Origin of the sequence: Solibacillus sp. FSL K6-1781, assembly GCF_038630735.1 — a bacterium.
In the GTDB taxonomy this organism is placed as follows: Bacteria; Bacillota; Bacilli; order Bacillales_A; family Planococcaceae; genus Solibacillus; species Solibacillus silvestris.
The window spans coordinates 3,307,926-3,326,422 of the sequence record NZ_CP152038.1 but is presented as its reverse complement, the minus strand read 5'-3'; the positions used below and the strand labels follow the sequence as shown (position 1 = coordinate 3,326,422).

Below are 18,497 nucleotides of genomic sequence, written 5' to 3'. Positions count from 1 at the left end.
TTTATATATGAGGTGGTTAAGTGGATTTACGTCAATTACGCTATTTTAAAGAAATAGTTGATCAGGGAAGCATTTCAAAGGCTGCCGAAGTATTACATATGGCCCAGCCACCATTAAGTATGTTATTAAAACAAATTGAAACACGCTACGGTACACCATTAATTAAGCGCTATCGACAAAAATGGGAAATTACTGAAGCTGGACAAATGCTATATAATCATGCAACTCATATGCTTCAGCAAATGGAAATGTTTGACGTGAAAATGGATTATATGATGCAAGGGGAAGTAGGTCAATTACGTGTAGGGGTTTCTTCAAGCTGTATCCATTTAGTAGGGGATGTCATACGGCAATTTTCTCAAAGCTACCCTAAAGTAGAATTACAAATTTTCAAAGGGGATTCCGAGAAATTACAACAAATGTTATTTAAAAATGAAGTAGATATAGCCGTTATTTTAGCACCTGAAAATAGTGAACAGTATGAAGGGTTTCCCTTAACGCCTAGTCCTTTTGCATTGGCTGTACCAAAGAATTGGTCCAATGAGATTGATCTAGAGGTGGTATCAATCCAAAACTTAATGAAGTTCCCGTTTATTTCGTTAGAAGCGATGGAAGGGTATTCGATGTTAGAAAATATTATATATTATCTTAAAGAAAAGAACATTTCCTTAAATATTGTTGCTAAGTGTAAAGATATTACGATTGCCCAGTATTTAGTTGCTAAAGAAGTAGGAATCAGTATATTACCTAAAATTCAGCTAGGGTACGTGGATGGAATTCATTTTGTTGATTTACCTGAATTAGAAATTGCGATTCAGCCGAAATTATTTTACAAGCAAGAAGCCACATTCTCTCCTATTTGCAGGAACTTTATTGCTTTATTTAAATCAAATACATGAGATTAACTACCGTCTCAAAGTAGTTCAGTTATTGTTCATTTATATTGAAATAAAAAAAGGTATAGAAAAACTCGTTTTCTATACCCTTTTTATTTTGTTTTTATGATCGGTCGTTTAACAATATACAATTTAATAAATGATAATTGCTGCAACAATTACCGCTATTAGAGCAAATATGTTTGCAAATGTCATACTGATGAATTGGTACTTGAAACTATTTTTATGTGTTAATCCTGTAAGTGCTAACAGTGATAAAACTACACCTGTATGCGGCATAATCGTTAATGCAGAAGATGCAATTGCTCCAACACGGTGCATTGCTTCCGGACTCACACCCATCGCTAAATAAGTTTCCGCAAATACTTCCATTACAATACCTAATGCTCCGGATGATGATCCTGTTATTCCTGATAGTGCACCGGCTGCAACCGATAAGCTAACAAGCGGGTCACCAGGTATACCTAATATTAAATCGGAAATAAATTTGAAGCCTGGTGCTGTAGTTACAACAATCCCAAACGCTACTGCTGAAGAAGTAAGGAAAATTGGATTAATTGAACTTTGTCCCCCCTCATTCAATACTGCCTTTTGAGAAGGAATATACTTGTGGTAACAAATAGCACATGAAATTACGGCTACTCCTAAGCCGATTAAAATTGTGTTGGGAATTTCCAATGCACTCCCTGTTAAATTCACTACCATAAGGAGCAGAATCGGGATAATACTCATAATAAATGAAGGAGTCTTCTCTTTTAGCTCATGTTTGGATTGATCATCAGCATTAAATTGGGCATATGTTTCCCCATTCGCAAGACTCTTATTTAATGTATAGTTCATATACCATAATCCGAACGTTACGGCTACTACTGAACCGATAATCCCTAAAAGAGGTGCTGCAGTCAAAGTTGTCCCTAAATATGGGATGGGTACAACATTTTGAATCGAAGGCGTTCCCGGTAACATTGTCATTGTAAATGTACCAATTCCGATGTAAACAGGGATGACTATTAAACTCCAAGCGATATTTAATTGTTTAAATAAAGGTCTTGCTAGTGGGATAATAACGAATAACACTACAAATAAACTTATTCCACCAAATGTGAGAATCGAACTTATTAAGAAAATTGCTACTAATACAGAAAACGGCTTTTCTGTTCCCGTAATCGATAATACTTTTTGTGCAATGGATTGAGCGGCTCCACTCTGTTCCATATACTTGGCCAAAATGGAACCAAGTAAAAACACTGCAAAAAAGTTCACAACAAATCCGGTCAGACCTGTCATATATGAATTCTCTTTACCAATTAGAGAAGAGAAGAAGGCCATTTGGTTTGTTAAAATGACGATAATCGATGCTAACGGGGCAATATAAATAATGTTATATCCTTTCATCGCCATCAATATGATAAAGATAATCGCTATGACTATGCCTAAAGGTCCGATCATTTCCATAATATTTTCTCCTTAAATTAGAAAACATTTCACTTAAAAATTCTAAAATGTAATCGTTTTATTAAATATTACCTAAGAGATTATGTCATAATTGCGACACCTTTACTCATACTAATTCCATTATCTGCACTATAACTAATTGGTTATCTTCCAATTTCAAAACATAAAAAAAGAGAACGGTTTCCACATTGGGAATTCGTTCGATTTTTGGCTCTAACTAAAATACTTCATAATATTTTAAAATTGAAGATATCTTTTCTTGGCAAACTTTAAAAAAGCAGATGCTGCGGGAGACAAAACAACATCTTTTTTATAACTAATGACAACGCTATTTTTATAAACTGGATTGCCTAACGTATATAAGTTGGATTCAATCTTTAGTTGATCTCTTGTAATAATACATTCGGGAATAATTGTCATTCCTATTCCTTTATTTGCAAGACGAAATGCATTTTCAATATTATTCGTTTCTAAAGTTATTGTTGGACTTATGGCATAGTGATCAAAAATATTATCCGTTAAACGACGTAATCCTAACCCTGGTTTTAATAAGATAAACTTTTGATGATTTAGTTTTGAAGGAGGAAATGGTATATGTTTTATTTCTTTATTATTTTCTTCATAGAATATATGACCCTTTGGAATGACTAGGTAAATGTTTTCTTCATATAACTTCTCGTAAACAAGCCCCGTATTTTTGATTGGCAACATACTAATACAAATATCAATTTTATTTTGTAAGGTTAGTGCTTCCATTTCATTGGCAGTACCTTCCTCTAATTGAATTTCTATTCCTGGATATTTGTCCATAAACTCTGGGAGAAAATCATAAAGCATATGTGAAGCCAATATCGGATTAATACCTAGAACTATCCTACCTTTTTTTAATTCATTTAAGGCTTCGATATCACGCATCATCACTTCATGCATTTCATGAATCTCCTGCATATACGAAATATAAAGCTCTCCTGCATACGTAAGACCAAGCGGTGTTACTTGCCGATTTAAAAGTTCTACACCTAGTTTAGCTTCTAAATTTTTTATATAAGTACTTAAATAAGGCTGAGATACAAACAAAGCATTCGCCGCATGCGATATATTGCCATATTCTCGGATTGCCAGTAAATACTCTAATGATAAATCTTCCTTCATACGTATTCGCTCTCCCTACACTTATATGATTGAGGAGTAATTATAGCACGATTTTTTTAGTTAACCAGTAATCGACCATTTGTAATATGCTCAGTATTTGCCTATAACTGTTTAGTTATAGGGGAAATAGCCTTAATAGTATTTTATAAACGGACATAATTCATACATAATTTAAGTTGTGTTAAATACTTGACATACAGAAAATTAAATAGGAGGCAAACAACATGGGTACCTTAGGTATTATTGTTGCAATCATATTCATTATCTTTTTAGCTATGAAAGGTTACAGCATTATATTTATTGCACCAATAGCGTCGATTATCGTCATTGTTACAAATGGTATGGATTTCTTTCCGTCGCTTATTGGTTCTGAAGCTTCATTTATGACAGGTCTTACAGGATTTATCGTTAATTTCTTTGCTATCTTTTTACTTGGGTCAATTTTAGCCCAATATATTGAAAAAAGTGGGGCAGCCCAAGCAATTGCACAAAAAGTATTATCTATTACGGGGACAGATAAACCATTCCCTGTATTAATCGCTATTTTCTTAATCAGCTCTATTTTAACTTTTGGAGGCATTAGTTTATTCGTTGTATTATTCGTTGTCATTCCATTAGCAAAACCTTTATTTAAACAATTAAATATCGCATGGAACTTAATTGTTATTCCTGTATTTTTAGGGATTGGTACATTTACGATGACAATGTTGCCTGGAACACCTTCGATCCAGAACGTTGTACCAACAAATTATTTAGGAACAACTGTTACAGCGGCACCTTTAATGGGAATCGTTGCTACTTTAATCGCAATCATTGCAGGTATTTTCTATATGCGTTATGCATTGAACAAAAGTTTAGCTAAGAATGAAAAGTTTGATGCAGAAGAAGATGCTCAAGAACTGGCACTTAAGGAAAACGTCCCTTCTTTCTTCTTAAGTATCTTACCGATTTTAATTTTAATCATAATTATTTTTGTAGGTAGTGCAATGAAAGTACAAAATATCGTACTAATCGGTTTAGGGGCTGGCGTAATTGTGTCAGCAATCGTTTTCCACCGATTTATGCCATCACATAAACAAGCAGTGAGCCTAGGAGCAAATGGTGCGATTACGCCAATCTTCTTTACTGCTGCCTCAGTTGGTTTTGGTGTTGTAATAACGTTAGCACCAGGTTTCGGAGCAATTTCAGATTTCATCTTAAATATTCCCGGAAATCCTTTAATTAGTTTAACAATTGCATCATCTGCGTTAGGTGCAATCACTGGTTCAGCAAGCGGTGGTTTAGGGATTACAATGGAAGCGTTTGCAAATCCTTATTTAGAAATGGGTGTAAATCCGGATGCAATGCACCGTATGTCTGCAATCAGTTCTGCTGTATTTACTGGTTTACCACATGCTGGAGCAATTTTATCAACATTTGCTTTAACAAAATTAACACATGAAAAAGCATTCAAATACTCATTCATTACAATGACAGTACCAAACCTTTTAGCATTAATTGCTGCATTACTAATTGGTATTTTCTTGTACTAATCAAACCATTGGAAAAGGTGAGAGTACTTCTCCAATACTATAGAATTAACATTAATCACTTTTGGAGGTATATATAATGAAAACAACAAATCGTACAGTACTTGTTACAGGTGCCGCTCAAGGGATCGGATATGCAATTGCGCAAGAATTTATCGCAAACGGTGACTTTGTAGCAATTTTCGACTTAAATGAAGAAGCTGCAGTTGCTGCTGCTGAAAAATTAGGAAACGCAAAAGGTTACAAAGTGAACGTTGCTGATGAAACTTCAGTTAAAACTGCTATCGACGCTGTAATCGCTGAGCGCGGATCAGTAGACGTAGTGGTAAACAACGCTGGCTTACAATTTATCAGTAAAACAGAAGATTTCCCGGTAGAAAAATGGGATCTATTAAATGATGTTATCTTAAAAGGTACATTCTTAATGACTAAACACTCTTTAAAATCAATGCAAGCTCAAAACTTCGGCCGTATCATCAACATCGTATCTGCTCACGGTCGTATTCCGGATGCTTACAAATCAGCTTACTGTGCTGCTAAAGCAGGACAAACTGGTTTCTCTAAAGTAGTCGCATTAGAAAACGCTACAAACGGAATTACTGTTAACTGTATCGAGCCAGGTCCAGTACGTACTGAATTAATCGAAAGACAATTACCTGTTTTAGCAGAAAAGGATGGAACTTCTGTAGAAGAAGCATTAGGTCATCACATCTTGGGTAAACAATGGATCAAGCGTTTACTTGAACCATCTGAAATCGGAAAAACTGCTGTATTCCTAGCTTCTGAAGGTGCTGGAGCCATTACAGGTGAATCAATTCCTGTCACTGGTGGTATGTAATTCCTTTTAGTTGATCATTTAAATATCATATAGGTATTAAAAAACAGACGATGTAGAAAATTCTATATCGTCTGTTTTGATTTATGCAATTAAAATTAAATTAAGCATCAGCTTAACAGTGTGCATGAACTTTTTATCTCTGCCCCTATAACTTTTTGTACTTATTTATTTGGAATATGCATTTTTGTAGGCTTCTTTTAGTAACGGTAAAACAGTTCTGAAATTCAGGAGTAAGTCATCTATTGTTTTTATCGGTTTGATAAAGTCTATTTCATAAACGCCCCATCTATCTACTTCTGGCTCTATACAAACGGATATCGAAGGTTCTTTTGCTAATCCCCATATTATACCTGCTCTACTGCCATCTGGAGCTTGAACAAATCCATCTCCAGAAATACAAGCCTCTCCATTTTCAAAATAAAAATGATTAGTAATTTCACCATAAATAAAACCATCTGTTTCGGTTTCTTTAACAAGTTTAAAATCATTATAACAACGTTGTCTCATATAACTTCACCCCTCTAGAAGAAATCTTATCTCATCTGGTGTTTGGAATCAAAATATGCAATACTTCACAGCGTCGTTTGAAACCATACGGATGGCATCTGAATTAAAAATATACAGCGTTAAAGATGGTCCCAACTATGATTTTGGGACTATAATTGGTTTGGATAGAAATTACCAAATTGATTTTACTTTATTCAACATTCGAAAATTGATAATTAAAGTAAAAAATTGAGGGGGAGTTTTGTGAAATTATTTTTAGCAATTTTATTCGCTGGATTTTTAGGTATATTAGCTTTTCTAGGTCCATTAGGAATTTACATCTTATGTGCAATTATTATCGGTGTTATTTTTAGGTCATTTATTTTAATTAATGAAATTCATAAGCAAGTAGTTCCAGTCAATAACAATGACAAAGTAAAACAAGCGGTCGAGAGGTATATAAAAGAAAGAGATCAATTGGATTAGAATTAATATTTCTAAACACTGCATTAGTAACTTTATTTAAGCAAGTTCAGTAATACTTTTCTAAACAGAGGTGGTTAAGTTGAAAAAATGGAAGTTTGTGATTATAGGGGTTATCGGAATTAGCATAATTGTATTTATGTACAAGCAACATCGAACAATTCTCGAATATCGACAGATTCCTTACTATTCTTTAGAATTATTGGCTTCTCCAATTGGAAAAGTAATCGAACTTCATGAGAACGCTGACAATTATGAAGATGACGACCGAAAGGAAATGCTCGAGGATTTAAATGTTATGTTTTCTACGATTTTTAATCGAGCAGGTGTTGGACTCACAACGGAACAAAAGATATATGATAAGTATTACGATGAATACATTGAGGCAAGAGCAGATTTTGCTGTTATTTTAGAAAAATATATGGCAGCAGAAACACCTGAACAGCATGAACAAGCATATAAAGCGCTAAAAGAAGTGTATGATGAATATCAACTATTTCTAGAGCAAGCAGAAGAGGATTTAATGCTACCTGACCCTACACTTCAGTAAATGTGATGATTTCTTTATGCACCTTTCATTGTTTCTGAGTACATTAAAAAGCTACAAACGTTGTTATATTTATCAAAACCTAAATTTAAAAAGATACAGAAATTAGAGGGCTCTACATATTATATATATTTCATATGTTGAACCCTTTCTTCTACTAAAGCACCCGTTAGTATTAAAGATTTATTATGCAATGAATTTTGCAAACCAAGCAACATAATGTGCTCCTGGAATAAATAGAATTTGAGCAAATAATGTCCCCAAAAGCCTTGAACTCATCATCATAACAGAGGCTCTTTTCAATTCAGAATAATTTCCTTTTTTATTTATTACATCATCAGCTAATATAGAGATTTTAGGATCAATAAATATAATTAATAGCATTGTAGCTATACCATTTATTAAACCGGATGCCATGATTGCAGTTGTTTTGTATTCAGGTACTAACAAACTCGCATACAAAGCTGACAAAACTCCAATTGTATAAACAGCAGTAATAATAATATTAATTATAAATAATTTTAGAGGAATATCTTTTATACCTATTCCTCGTAAATAGGAAAGGCTTGGTTTGCGTATATGCTTGAATCCACGACGTATATACTCAATTGTAAAACCTTTTTTCAATAAAGCGGGGATTGAACCTCTTTCATTAGCTAAATGAATAATGGCTCTAGAAAAAATGGCTACAAAAGTCGGCAAACATATAATGCCTAGTAACGTACCTAGTGAAGCTGAACCTATAAGGAATCGGAATTGATTCTCGACAAATTGTAAAGTATTATCGGCAGGAGCCTTATCTATCAGGCTCCCTGTAAATGGTTGCTGCATCATATTAGAGAGTCTTGAAACCATAACCATTACATTAAAAAGTGACAATGCTGACGCTAATAAACGAACACGAGCTCCAGAAAGTCGCACTGCATACGCTAATGTTTCAATTGAGTGAATGATTAATATAAATAAGGCAATCATTATGAGTTTACCTGTTATAAGTTCTATTGCTCACACCTACCAAATGCTTATTTTTACATTTCGACGTTTAAATTGTAAACTAGTTTCATCGAATTCATACAAATCTATACAAAATAACATTCCCAAACAACGCTTTTGGGGACATTTTTAACTCAATTTATGGTAAAATAATACAAATTAATAATGAGGTATTAACGTTTAAAGAAGGGGGAGGAGTAGATTATAAAGAAAAAGGAAAAATTAAAAATATGGTCAATAATTTTAGTGATATTACTACTACTTGCTGGATTAATTTTATTTTTTTTAGGACATTATAGTATAGCTTTTATATTACTTGGGATTTTTGCATTAATTTTAACTGCTATTAGTAATTGGTTACAAACGGAAAATGAAGTTTACGCTTATGAAAAAAACTATAAGAATCATAATAAGTGATAACTATGTGAACAGTTATTAGAAAAGGGACGACTCAAAAGCTCTATATTATGGATAAATAAACCAACAAAGCTGATAAAAAGTTTATAGTCAGCAATGAATTATAATTATACAAAATAAAATTAAATAATGATCCCAAATAAAGGTTTGTGGACACATTAAAAAGGCACGAACGTTGTAACATCAACGATTTGTGCCTTTTTGTATGAACATTAGGTTATGCAACATTTTATACAGTTAATGCAAACTCTGGATGGGACGGTGTTTATACTTGCTAGGCTTGTCTTTAATTTGCATAAAAACTTGTAGAGTATATTTCTTATCGTTTTAAATCTGCATCTTTTCTGACGCATAGAGATAGGAAATTCGGTTCATCTTTTTTATAAACGGTTCGACTTTTTTATAAACAGTTCAACTTTATTTCAAAGCCACAGGTAGATATGCAATTGCAACTATGAAATATAGTTTGAGGATACACACCTCGTAAACCCTAGTTTGATCATATTCTAAATGTGATACTTCACAAACGCCCCCTTGGGGAAGAAATGATTAATATAACTCTTACCAAGAACGCATAAGGAATCCAAATGTCTCAATAAAGCCGACCCATCTAATTATGAATGTAAGGATAATAAGGTTATTGACATCTAGAAAAATCTAGTATAAGATTCTAATAATTTGATACGCAAACTCACACGCATTAGTGAGTGGCGGAATTTTGTAGAGTTTTTTCTCTGTTTCATTCGCCCGTCGTCTATTTATAGACGACGGGCTTTTATATTTTTAGGGGGGATTTTATGATTAAATTGAAGTTTTCTTTAGTGATTTTATTAGGTGCCTGTAGTTATGGGGTTCTATCTTCCATTCTTAAAATCGGATTTTTAAATGGATTTTCTTTTCCTGAACTTTTAGGTGGACAATTTGTATTTGGTTGGTTTGGTCTATTATTACTCGTTCTTACCTTTTCACGTTATAAAGTATCCTTAAAAAATATATTATCGTTGTTAGCAGTTGGAACAACAATGAGTTTAACAAGTATTTTTTATGGGCTTTCTGTAAAAGAATTACCTGCATCCATTGCTATTGTATTGTTGTTTCAATTCACTTGGATGGGAGTACTAATCGAAGCAATTGCTAATAAAGCTTTTCCAAGTCGCGAAAAGTTATTGTCCATTCTCATCTTATTATTAGGAACAGTGTTTGCAGGTGGATTATTTGATGGATCTATACAGCAATTATCTATCAAAGGAATAATCTTTGGGTTATTAGCAGCCATAACTTTTTCTTTTTATTTCTTTGTAAGTGGACGTGTATCTACCGATGTTCCAGTCGTTTCGAAAAGCTTTTTTATGGCAACAGGTGCAACACTCTTAGTTTGTTTAATGTATCCCCCTACATACTTGATTGATGGTACATTGCAGACTGGATTATGGAAGTATGCTCTGATTTTAGGATTCTTTGGTGTTGTTATACCCATCATGTGTTTTTCCATTGGTGTACCAAAAGTAGGGACAGGCCTTGCTACAATTTTAGGAGCTATCGAACTCCCAACAGCAGTTATCGCTTCTATCACACTTCTAAATGAGTTCGTATCGCCTTTAAAATGGATTGGAATTATTATTATTTTATTCGGGATATTAATACCTCAAATATTAAAAATAAGAAAAGAGAAGAGACAAAATTTTTTTCGTGAAGACACCATAGAAAATTAATTTATATTACAGTTACATGAAGTACTTACGGAAATAAATCACGAGTAAAACTTCCTTAATGGAGCGATATATTTTATAAAAAGCCAGTGATGTTATAAACATGGTCTAAATGGCTGCAGAAGGAGGACATCAATGAGAAGGCATATAAGGGATGCTGCGATCATGGCTTTGGCCATTGTTATTATTAAGTTAGCATTCAGACTGATTCCACCCGCAAAAGGATTCTATAGCCTCTTCGAAATGGGAATATGGGTTGGAATGGGAATTATTCTAACTACTTACATAATTATATTCGTTATCATTTTCTTAATACTTGTGTTAACTAAAGAGAAAAAAGTTAAAGAACGTTAAATTATGCTTAATTAGAATAACCCTTTCGAGCTTCCCAAACGTCGCTTTGGGAATATTTGTTTTTGAATATATTTGGTATATTGTTTTTGGAAGGAGTGCTAAACTTTGATATTCATAGTATTAATAGGTTTATGCGTTATATTTTGTACTAATCTTGTGAAAATAATAAAAAATGTAAAAGAAGAACAGTCCACTTCTATTAATACATTTTGGCTAACGGCATCTTTTACGTTAATTGTCTGTAGTATTGCTATGATTTCACTAATCGAATAATAAATTCAATAACCGTTCCCAAATGAAAGCTTGGTAACTATATTTAAAAGGCTATGTGGAGAAAAAAATTTTAAAGAGAGGTGGGATATTTTGAAACCCTTAGGTATAGGTATTGGTACATTGCTAATAGGACTTATTTTATGTACATTTCTCTCAAATATTTTTAGTTCTGGTGCACCTGAAATCGGAAGTTCTTATTTAGGCTTTATAGGATTTTCATTCTTGTATTTAGCAAGTGTAATGGCAGTATGTACATATTCGATTATCAAAAATATAAATAAATAGAAAAATTCTACTATATAACTCCATACAAAATAACGACGCAAATCAAAATTTGGGAATACAGTAGCAAGGTACGATTGTTGTTAAATCAACGTTTCGTGCCTTTACTTTTGAAAATTATAAATGCAGCATTTTATATAGATGACGCAATCCGTTGATAGCACAGTGTTTGTACTTGCTGGGCTTGTTTTTTAATTTGCAAAAATCCTTATATAGCAAATTTCTTTTCTTTATAAATCTGTATCTTGCCTAACATTCCCTAGAAAAGATGTTGCTCCACAATATGGCCCTATTACGGAACCGAAGCTACGGTTTACCTATATATATCGTAAATGGTAAAATAATGGTAGAAAATAGTTACCTATTAAAAAAGGCAGTAATTTAATTTTAAAATATTTCAATTTAATATTTAAGGAAAGGAGGTACTCATTTGTTTTTGTATCATGTGATTATTCGAAATGATGATCTCGGTGTATATATAAGCCCCGAAATTGTTTTAAAAGAAGGATTAAATCATAAGACGGCTACAAAATGGTATGGCAATAGCGGTAATTTATTTCCAGATTTAACTATCCGTTTTCGACCCCTAAATTTACCGAAATGGGTTGATTTCAAAGTTGCTTTTGGTGCTGGTTTGGAAGAGTATGATATTCCTCACTACCGATTCCCAGTTTTTAGTATTTAACAGAGATATATCAAGTGATTTATTTGCTTATATTGAAGATATTTATGATGGTGACAATGGGCGTATTGTTGAAGGATTACCTTCAAAAGAAGATTTAATGAAAAATTGGTGGGCAAGTATGAACACTCTTGAAGAATTTTTGAAAAATAAGCCTTATAATAACCTAGAAATTTATATTTTTGATCAAGTTCCTGCAAAATTAATTAACTATATAGAGTAAATTCTTATTCTGTTTCTTCCACCTTTCAATAGAGGTGGTTTTTTTAAATCCCCTAAAGTGTTTAAATTTTGAGAATAATAATCACCATTAAAAATTATAAATTCTATAATTGAGAAGAATAAACCTTAATTAGAACTAAACTGCCCTGTTATAGTTTAAGTGTAATTCTTCACAATCTCAATTGCATTATATATAAATATTTATTCCCTTACTCAACAATCTGGTCCTATAACGGAAAAACGCAATTTTCTTATTGAAGAATCGCGCCCAATTGTTCAATATTGTCTATCCAAAATTTCTATGTAAAAAAGCATATAACTACACCATTAATAAACTTGCATTTATATACATATTTGACCTATCAAAATAAATTTAAAAAATGTTGAAACTATTTCTCGTTTTTTCCGTCCGTACAGGGCATTACAAATTAAAGGGGATTTAACGATGAAGAAAATACTTATGTTCATTAGTGGGCTTACACTGGCATGTAGCTTGCCTTTAGGTGTTGCAGCAAACACAAAGCAATGATAGTGAAGCAGATGAATAAATTCGCAGGAAATAAACCGCCCATATGGATGAATTGATCGGTTAGTTTTTCATTGTATTTTATTTATTATCCCGTGTGAAAAACGATCAGTGTAAAGATTTTAAGTCCGTTCCTTAATCAGGAAGTAAGTATTTGTCGATTGGAACGAATGCAACATATGAAAACAAGAATCAAGAGGAATAGGTTATGAATACGATAAGAAAAGCAAATGTCGAGGACGCAGCGACACTGACAGATATAGCTTTTAAAGCAAAAGGCTATTGGGGTTATTCAGATGATTTTATGAATGCATGGAAAGATGCTTTAATAATTACAGTAGAAGATATTCAGTCAAAAGTTATTTATCTGCTTGAAGAAGATAAGGCTATTAAAGGGTTCTATTGTTTGTGCATAGAAACGCAAGAATTAGAAAGCTTATTTGTAGCCCCTACATACATTGGACAAGGCTTAGGGAAAGTTTTATGGGGAAATATTTTACTGAAGGCAACAGAAAACGGATTAAGTAGCTTCCATTTTAATATTGATCCAAACGCGTATGAATTTTATTTGAAAATGGGTGCAAAAAGAATAATTTATGTTGAATCAACAGTTATTCCTGGGAGAATATATCCTCTTATGGAATATACGCTTACACATCTTCAAACAAAATAATGTTTCCAAATCAAAGTATGGGGACACATTAAAAAGGCGCGAATGTTGTTAAATCAACGTTTCGCGCCTATTTGTATGAACATTGGTTATGTAGCATTTTTTACAGATGATGCAAACTCAGGATGAAACGGTGTTTATACTTGCTTGGATTGTCTTTAATTTGCATAAAAACTTGTAGAGTATATTTCTTATCGTTTTAAATCTACATCTTTTCTGACGCTACCCCATGGAAAATGGTATTCAATGATAGCGCCCGATTGTTGATTAACGACTGACATTAGTTTTATGCGTTCACTAGTTTATGAATATTAATATTCCCAAACACTTGCTTGTTCAGAGCGTTTTAAAGGGGAATTAACATTTTTATTGAAATTGTATATTAATAAGTTGCAATAAAAAAAGGGGAATAACTTTGAAAAAATTATTAGGTTTAATATTACTATTAATTGGCGCTAAGATAATGAGTATCTATGTTTACGAATTTCATCTTTTATGGCAAATTACAGTAAAATTTATCGGAGTATTTTTATTTATTCAAGGTGGTCTAATTCTTTTCAATAAAAGAAATACGGGCAAAAAAATAAAGTGAATTTTGATTCGTATATATGAGTCAAATTTAAAACATTAAGATGCAAAAAACATTCCCAAATCCCGCTTTGGGTGCAATTTTCTTATAAAGTTTATATCTTGAGTTTGTTTATGAAATTTTTTGCAAAGAAAAAAACTACCATAGTGAGTATGAAAGGAATAATTATCTGAGATACCCAATAATTAACTATAAATCTAAGTGCAAATTGAGTTAAATCAAATACTAAAGCAATGCCAGCAACGATTAACATCATCCAAAACACTTTTATGTTCTTATTTATTATTGCTAAAATAATTCCAAATACTGTAATACCTACGCTAAATGGTAGCAAAAGTATCTCCTCATTTCAATTTCAATCGTTTGTATATGTGTATCATAGTGATTAAGTTTTTTGAACTACAATTAGTTACTCTAATTTTAACTTCGCTATAAGATGGTGAAATCGTGACAATAAAATCTTCATTTCCATTTGAGAATTTATAGGTTGCTTCGGTATAAAAAAAATCAATTGCATCAGATGGAGAATCTAAAAAAGTAGGCTCACATTCAAACAATGATAGTAGCTCGTTTTCTTCTGGATAACCTTGCATTAATAATCACCTCAATTTCACATCATAGTGTACCATTATCTATACATCTTCACATAAACATGAAAAAAATAACACCAAAGCGTTGTTTGGTAATATTGTATAAAAAACTTTTATTCAAGAAAGGCTCCCGATGTTGAATATTAATTAGTTTCTTTTAGCGTGCTTAGATAAGTACTAGTATCAATTTATTTCCATGACTTTAATTACATTGTCTATATTTTACAGGTGTAAGATGTTGCCACTCTTTATAGAGTTCCTCTTGCGAAAGTATTTTCCAAGGATTAAACATCGTTTGCCCATGTTTATTAAAATATAACCCATCCCCAATATAATAAGCAGCATGTTGAATGATTTCATCTTTATCTTTCCAAACTACGATGTCCCCTAGGTGTAGTACTTCACCTAGGAACTCCTTATAATGATACTGTTTTAACTTTTCTAGAAATGTTTTTTGATGTATCCACTCATAAATAAACCATTCTTGTTTCCCTTTTGAAATAGCAAATAAAACTGATGCTAAACAATTTGCACCTTGGTAATGACCAAAAGTATTGGCAAAAGGTTTTAGAAAATTGGGTAAGGACATAGGCGCTTCCTTACATTCTCCCTTATCCCACCATTCATAAACCATTGTTGTTAGTAACTGTTCTTTAGAAGACTCATCAAGCTTTTCCCACATGGAACGCTGAATGACTACGTGACCATTCACTACATAATTTGAAGGGATTTTTTCTATATCTTGTATAAATGAGGCAGGTAATACTAGCCCTCTTTCACTTTGCACTTGTGAATTTAAAATAAATTGTTTGACCTCTTCAGATATGCTTTCAATCCATTCTTTTTCAGCAATGATTACGTATTGTGCATTTTTTATATTCCAGTATTCATAACTATTTACAAAATTTAATTGTCCATACGTACTGTGATTATAAAACTCGTCTATTGGCATTAATAATACATCTTTAAAGTCAATTTCATTATTAAGATGTTCTTTCGATAGGAAAAACAAGTCTTTTTCTGGTGCATAACTATCCATCCAAGATAATAACACTTTTTTTGTCGGTTTTATTTTCATATGCATTCTCCAAGTTATATTTGACTGTAGTATAATACTTTACAAATTTTAACATAATACTTATTTTTTTAATATTTTTATTCAACAATATGGCCCGACTGTTATATACGGGTGAAATCAGGGTTGAAAGGTTACAAAAAGACGGAATATAATTTGTTATAATTTATAATAAATACAAAATAAGGGGGGAGTAGCTATGGAGACATTTGTTCCTTTATCATTAATAGGTATTCCACTTTTCTCGATAATCCTTTGCATCAGCATTATTAACTTGCTAAAAATTGTAATCCATACTCCAGAACAATCTGTGAAAAAACATACTTTTTTAATTAGTATCAGCGTTGCGTACATATTATTTTCATTTTTGTGTATATTAATCGCCATTGCCGATTCAATTGTGTGGGCATCTCAATAAACGTCCCTAAATGCCGCTTTGGGAACTATCTGTACATAAGTATCAGTTTATTAAAAAAGGAAATGTACATTTTGAATAGAATAGATAGGAAAGTAATTATTTCTATTAGCATTATAAATCAATTATTCAACGTTGAATGGAGGAAGAATAATGGAATCTAGTATAATTCAAAGAATTGGACAAATAGCAGTCCCAATAAAAAATGTGGAAAGAGCAATTGAATTTTATAAAGAAGTACTTGAGTTGCCACTTCTTTTCAATACAGAAAATATGGCATTTTTTGATTGTAACGGGCAACGACTTCTTCTTTCACTACCTGAAAAAGATGAATTTGTAAATTCAAGTTCAGTTATCTATTTTCAGGTAGAACATATAAAAAAGTCAGTTGAAAAATTGATTGAAAAGGGGGTTTCCTTTATCGACCAACCTCATGTCGTTGCAAAAATGGGAAATACAGAAACATGGATGACATTCTTTAAAGATACTGAGGGAAATACACATGCTTTAATGTGTGAAGTACAAATTTAATTCGTAATAAATTCAGAGACAAAAATTTGCAGGATTAGATGTTAACCTGTTTTCTAAATGATATTTGTAAATTATAACATTTCAACCTTTTCAAAAATCTCTTTATAAAGAACATCTAACTCTTTTTTATCGTTTAAATAGAAATACCAAGCATCCTCTCTGTTAGCATTTATATCGGAAAGATATATTGTCGTATGAGAGCCGTTTTTTAAAGATTCCCACCGAGCTGATTCGTATGTAAGCCCACCATTTGTAAATGGAAGATTCCTCTTTTCAGAATCAAAAAAGATAAAGGGGATTTTTGTGCTAGTATACACTTCGACAAAGCGATCATTTGAAGCTTCTTCAAACATCAATGGTGTAATCATAATTGCATCATAATTTGTTGAAATCTGTACTGTATCTTCGCTAAGTTCTTTTAATGAAATTTATTCAAAATGAATTTTTTCATTATTTAGTTCTGGCAGATCCCCAATTACAGCGATTTTTAAAGGTTCCCCATTATATTTAACTTCCTCTTTTGAACATGCGCTTAGATTTAGTATGAACAGAATAGATATAATACTTAAAATCATATGTAATTTCATCATAACGCCCCCAATAATTTATGTAATAATATTACCATTTAAGGGTGATTTTATGTAGTTGCTATTTGAATCGAGTTTGGGAAGGTGATTATTATTTAATAATGAAAGATAAACGCCTTAGATATATTACCGAATGAGGTATTGCGTAGAGGTTACTTCAACTAACGGACAGTTTACCGAAATGAGAGGAAGGAGATGACAAATGAAAAAGGTGATTGTTGTATTCAATTTACTATTTATTATTGGGATCCCTATTTATATCATCTATGATTTTATCGAGGTGGAGTTAGATGAATTACCGAAAGGAGAACTTTTATCCGAGCATTCATCTCCAAATCTTGATTACATAGCTAAAGCGTATTTGATTGATGAGGGGGGAGCAACGGTAAGAGCTGCGATAAGAGTAGAAATTGATTTTGGAAATGACTTAAAAACGATTTATTGGAATTATGATGAAAGTACAGTAAATATTAAATGGTTGGATCACGAAACAATCGAAATAAATAACCATAAATTAAACATCTTTAACGATTATTATCATTGGAAAAAAGACCCTGAATGGGAAGAAAACAGGGAGGTGTTTAACTTTTTTAATTATTACTCACTATACAGCATTTTTATGCAAGTTGCTGAATCCACTTATGTTCGGGTTCGTGAAGTTCAAGTGCAGATTTGAGCCATTGTCTCTTCTTATTATCAAGAAGGTCTTTTACTGTAATAAAATCTTGATGATCTTTTTCTCTGGTATTCTTTGCCTTATATAAAAGTACGATTTCTGGATTTAAATAGGGAATACCCGTTTCAGAATAACTCCACACTGAATTTAGTGGGGAGTAAATCCTTAAATCTCTTCTGAATTTCCAATCATTATCTTTTGCTTCATTTAGAAGAACCTCAATTTTATCTCCATTTAATTTATGGGTAGCATGTATTTCGTGAATTGGTAGTTCTAAAAATTCATCTTCCCACTTAAGGAATTCACTATTAATTACTTTCTTAAAATCCCATTCTTTTAGGTACGCTTTTAAATCTAGTTGATCTTTTCGAAATATAGCAATCTCTATATCATTGTGTTCTCTTGTTTCCTTCCCCATAAAAAGATCTATCGCCCACCCTCCAGCAATGTACCAAGTTTTATTAAATTTTACCATTAAAGAAGTAACATTTTGGCATTGTTCAAATGACATATAAAATCC

Annotated in this window: 24 protein-coding genes; 14 read left to right on the top strand and 10 right to left on the bottom strand. The window is 32.2% G+C overall.

Annotation, left to right across the window (positions count from 1 at the left end):
- Positions 1–20 precede the first annotated feature (20 nt).
- Complete coding sequence (locus MHH37_RS16875) at positions 21–899, top strand: LysR family transcriptional regulator (RefSeq protein ID WP_342573918.1); 879 nt, start codon at positions 21–23, stop codon at positions 897–899.
- Positions 900–1,028: 129 nt separating this feature from the next.
- On the opposite strand, the gene MHH37_RS16870 is transcribed toward MHH37_RS16875, so the two are convergent.
- Both MHH37_RS16870 and MHH37_RS16865 read right to left on the bottom strand, forming a co-directional pair.
- Positions 1,029–2,351 (bottom strand): GntP family permease, encoded by a 1,323-nt coding sequence (locus MHH37_RS16870; RefSeq protein ID WP_342573917.1) that lies wholly within the window; start codon positions 2,349–2,351, stop codon positions 1,029–1,031.
- A 237-nt stretch (positions 2,352–2,588) separates the two neighbouring features.
- A complete protein-coding gene (locus tag MHH37_RS16865; protein WP_342573916.1) occupies positions 2,589–3,503 on the bottom strand; it encodes a LysR family transcriptional regulator in 915 nt (304 codons plus the stop codon).
- 224 nt (positions 3,504–3,727) lie between these two features.
- Here MHH37_RS16865 and MHH37_RS16860 point away from each other — a divergent pair, with 224 nt between their 5' ends.
- Both MHH37_RS16860 and MHH37_RS16855 read left to right on the top strand, forming a co-directional pair.
- Positions 3,728–5,035: a GntP family permease gene (locus MHH37_RS16860; RefSeq protein ID WP_342573915.1), complete on the top strand. Its 1,308-nt coding sequence runs from the start codon at positions 3,728–3,730 to the stop codon at positions 5,033–5,035.
- 76 nt (positions 5,036–5,111) lie between these two features.
- Positions 5,112–5,870, top strand: coding sequence for an SDR family oxidoreductase (locus MHH37_RS16855; RefSeq protein WP_342573914.1), 759 nt, complete (start codon positions 5,112–5,114; stop codon positions 5,868–5,870).
- Positions 5,871–6,035: 165 nt separating this feature from the next.
- Here the strand turns inward: MHH37_RS16855 and MHH37_RS16850 are convergent, their stop codons facing one another.
- Positions 6,036–6,377, bottom strand: a complete 342-nt coding sequence (locus MHH37_RS16850) for a 3-deoxy-8-phosphooctulonate synthase (protein WP_342573913.1) — start codon at positions 6,375–6,377, stop codon at positions 6,036–6,038.
- Between the two features lie 243 nt (positions 6,378–6,620).
- Here MHH37_RS16850 and MHH37_RS16845 point away from each other — a divergent pair, with 243 nt between their 5' ends.
- Together MHH37_RS16845 and MHH37_RS16840 are read left to right on the top strand one after the other, a co-directional pair.
- Positions 6,621–6,842: an ATP-dependent Lon protease gene (locus tag MHH37_RS16845; RefSeq protein WP_342573912.1), complete on the top strand. Its 222-nt coding sequence runs from the start codon at positions 6,621–6,623 to the stop codon at positions 6,840–6,842.
- 79 nt (positions 6,843–6,921) lie between these two features.
- Positions 6,922–7,389 carry a hypothetical protein gene (locus MHH37_RS16840; protein ID WP_342573911.1) on the top strand — a complete coding sequence of 156 codons (468 nt, stop codon included), beginning with the start codon at positions 6,922–6,924 and terminating at the stop codon, positions 7,387–7,389.
- A 183-nt stretch (positions 7,390–7,572) separates the two neighbouring features.
- Here MHH37_RS16840 and MHH37_RS16835 read toward each other — a convergent pair whose 3' ends face one another.
- Positions 7,573–8,361 (bottom strand): lipid II flippase Amj family protein, encoded by a 789-nt coding sequence (locus MHH37_RS16835; RefSeq protein WP_342573910.1) that lies wholly within the window; start codon positions 8,359–8,361, stop codon positions 7,573–7,575.
- A gap of 1,232 nt (positions 8,362–9,593) precedes the next feature.
- Here MHH37_RS16835 and MHH37_RS16830 point away from each other — a divergent pair.
- From MHH37_RS16830 to MHH37_RS16800, 7 genes are all read left to right on the top strand, one after another.
- Positions 9,594–10,508 (top strand): DMT family transporter, encoded by a 915-nt coding sequence (locus MHH37_RS16830; RefSeq protein WP_342573909.1) that lies wholly within the window; start codon positions 9,594–9,596, stop codon positions 10,506–10,508.
- Positions 10,509–10,640: 132 nt separating this feature from the next.
- Complete coding sequence (locus tag MHH37_RS16825; protein ID WP_342573908.1) at positions 10,641–10,859, top strand: hypothetical protein; 219 nt, start codon at positions 10,641–10,643, stop codon at positions 10,857–10,859.
- A 363-nt stretch (positions 10,860–11,222) separates the two neighbouring features.
- Positions 11,223–11,417 carry a hypothetical protein gene (locus MHH37_RS16820; RefSeq protein WP_087617751.1) on the top strand — a complete coding sequence of 65 codons (195 nt, stop codon included), beginning with the start codon at positions 11,223–11,225 and terminating at the stop codon, positions 11,415–11,417.
- Positions 11,418–11,844: 427 nt separating this feature from the next.
- Entirely contained in the window at positions 11,845–12,099 is a 255-nt protein-coding gene (locus tag MHH37_RS16815) for a hypothetical protein (RefSeq protein ID WP_342573906.1), read from the top strand.
- Positions 12,059–12,319 carry a hypothetical protein gene (locus MHH37_RS16810; protein WP_342573905.1) on the top strand — a complete coding sequence of 87 codons (261 nt, stop codon included), beginning with the start codon at positions 12,059–12,061 and terminating at the stop codon, positions 12,317–12,319. Before MHH37_RS16815 ends, MHH37_RS16810 begins: the two co-directional genes overlap by 41 nt.
- A gap of 733 nt (positions 12,320–13,052) precedes the next feature.
- A complete protein-coding gene (locus MHH37_RS16805; RefSeq protein WP_342573904.1) occupies positions 13,053–13,517 on the top strand; it encodes a GNAT family N-acetyltransferase in 465 nt (154 codons plus the stop codon).
- Between the two features lie 412 nt (positions 13,518–13,929).
- A complete protein-coding gene (locus MHH37_RS16800) occupies positions 13,930–14,106 on the top strand; it encodes a hypothetical protein (RefSeq protein WP_342573903.1) in 177 nt (58 codons plus the stop codon).
- 91 nt (positions 14,107–14,197) lie between these two features.
- Here the strand turns inward: MHH37_RS16800 and MHH37_RS16795 are convergent, their stop codons facing one another.
- From MHH37_RS16795 to MHH37_RS16785, 3 genes are all read right to left on the bottom strand, one after another.
- Complete coding sequence (locus MHH37_RS16795; protein WP_342573902.1) at positions 14,198–14,437, bottom strand: hypothetical protein; 240 nt, start codon at positions 14,435–14,437, stop codon at positions 14,198–14,200.
- Positions 14,438–14,447: 10 nt separating this feature from the next.
- Positions 14,448–14,696: a hypothetical protein gene (locus MHH37_RS16790; RefSeq protein ID WP_342573901.1), complete on the bottom strand. Its 249-nt coding sequence runs from the start codon at positions 14,694–14,696 to the stop codon at positions 14,448–14,450.
- A gap of 199 nt (positions 14,697–14,895) precedes the next feature.
- Positions 14,896–15,771, bottom strand: a complete 876-nt coding sequence (locus MHH37_RS16785) for a hypothetical protein (protein ID WP_342573900.1) — start codon at positions 15,769–15,771, stop codon at positions 14,896–14,898.
- A 565-nt stretch (positions 15,772–16,336) separates the two neighbouring features.
- On the opposite strand from MHH37_RS16785, the gene MHH37_RS16780 reads away from it, so the two are divergent.
- On the top strand, positions 16,337–16,714 hold the full coding sequence (locus MHH37_RS16780; RefSeq protein WP_342573899.1) for a VOC family protein: 378 nt from the start codon (positions 16,337–16,339) through the stop codon (positions 16,712–16,714).
- Positions 16,715–16,785: 71 nt separating this feature from the next.
- On the opposite strand, the gene MHH37_RS16775 is transcribed toward MHH37_RS16780, so the two are convergent.
- Both MHH37_RS16775 and MHH37_RS16770 read right to left on the bottom strand, forming a co-directional pair.
- Positions 16,786–17,082: a hypothetical protein gene (locus MHH37_RS16775; protein ID WP_342573898.1), complete on the bottom strand. Its 297-nt coding sequence runs from the start codon at positions 17,080–17,082 to the stop codon at positions 16,786–16,788.
- 60 nt (positions 17,083–17,142) lie between these two features.
- Positions 17,143–17,301, bottom strand: a complete 159-nt coding sequence (locus MHH37_RS16770) for a hypothetical protein (RefSeq protein WP_342573896.1) — start codon at positions 17,299–17,301, stop codon at positions 17,143–17,145.
- 202 nt (positions 17,302–17,503) lie between these two features.
- Here MHH37_RS16770 and MHH37_RS16765 point away from each other — a divergent pair, with 202 nt between their 5' ends.
- Positions 17,504–17,977 (top strand): DUF5412 family protein, encoded by a 474-nt coding sequence (locus MHH37_RS16765; RefSeq protein WP_342573894.1) that lies wholly within the window; start codon positions 17,504–17,506, stop codon positions 17,975–17,977.
- Here MHH37_RS16765 and MHH37_RS16760 read toward each other — a convergent pair.
- Positions 17,919–18,488 carry a hypothetical protein gene (locus tag MHH37_RS16760; RefSeq protein ID WP_342573892.1) on the bottom strand — a complete coding sequence of 190 codons (570 nt, stop codon included), beginning with the start codon at positions 18,486–18,488 and terminating at the stop codon, positions 17,919–17,921. The two genes, MHH37_RS16765 and MHH37_RS16760, sit on opposite strands and share 59 nt — an antisense overlap.
- Positions 18,489–18,497 lie beyond the last annotated feature (9 nt).